1 protein-coding gene is annotated in these 993 nt (G+C 31.0%); it reads left to right on the top strand.

Translation table 11 applies throughout. From position 1 onward, the window contains the following. The first annotated feature begins 169 nt into the window (after positions 1-169). Positions 170-931, top strand: a complete 762-nt coding sequence (locus H9X84_RS12765) for a hypothetical protein (RefSeq protein ID WP_205134625.1) — start codon at positions 170-172, stop codon at positions 929-931. The last annotated feature ends 62 nt before the right edge of the window (positions 932-993 follow it).

The following is a 993-nucleotide window of genomic DNA, read 5'->3' as shown; positions in this document are numbered from 1 at the left end:
ATCCTCATCATAATAATTTTTTTTAGTCATAAAGATACCTCCTTTTGGTGTCTAACATTATGGTACATCTGTTTATAAATCGTGTCTACTTATTTAATATAGATCCACTTTGTGTTAATATAGATGCTATTTAAGTAAAAGAGTTCAATACTTAAAGGATGTGATAAGAATGGTTAACATTAATTATGATTTAAGATATGTTGCCTTTTTAGATTTGATGGGATTTAGAAATATGGTTGATCAATCAACCATAGATGCTGATATTTTGAACACTATAAATCAGGCATTAGATTATACAGGTTATGTACAATATAATAATTATCATGGAACATTCTCATTGGTAGAATTAGGAAAACAAGTAACTTCGTTTTCTGATAGCGTTGTAATATCGTACAATGCATCAATGCCGGGTGGAGGTTTTTATGTTTTGATAGATATTGTACATATATGCATTAATTTGTTGGGACTTGGAATTCCTGTTAGAGGAGGGGTTACGGTAGGTAAACTTATTCATACTGAACGAAAATGTTTTGGACCTGCGATGGTCAGAGCTTATTTAATGGAGTCCCAAAAAGCAAAGTTTCCAAGAGTGCTTATTGATTCAGAAGTAATGAAACATGATTTGGAGAACCCGGGCGCGGCAAATACAGTTGAATATGAGGCAGATTATTTAAGCCAAATAGTACAAAAAGATGCTATCGACAATTACTATTTTTTGGACTATTTAAAACAGGATGAGGAATTTGATGAGTTTGAATCATATATAGATTATATGTTGGGAATAAAAGAATTTATTATTCGAAAATTATCCATTTATCAATTATCTACACATAAAGAGGATGAGGAAATATATATGAAGTATGTATGGTTAAAAAACTATTACAGGGAGTATCCCAAAGTTTGTGTAAACCTTCAAACTGATGTAAGATAAACTTATCAGTTTGGAGGTTTATTTTATGGCAAGAAAAAAAGATACACCACAAAAAGCTGCCC

Source organism: Anaerotignum lactatifermentans (assembly GCF_016902535.1).
Classification (GTDB): Bacteria; Bacillota; Clostridia; order Lachnospirales; family Anaerotignaceae; genus Anaerotignum; species Anaerotignum lactatifermentans_A.
Note: the sequence above shows the minus strand (reverse complement) of the source record. Positions and strands in the feature narration are given on the sequence as shown.

Coding starts and splice junctions, on each gene's coding strand:
- H9X84_RS12765 (WP_205134625.1), top strand. CDS start 170: ATGGTTAACATTAATTATGATTTAAGATATGTTGCCTTTTTAGATTTG.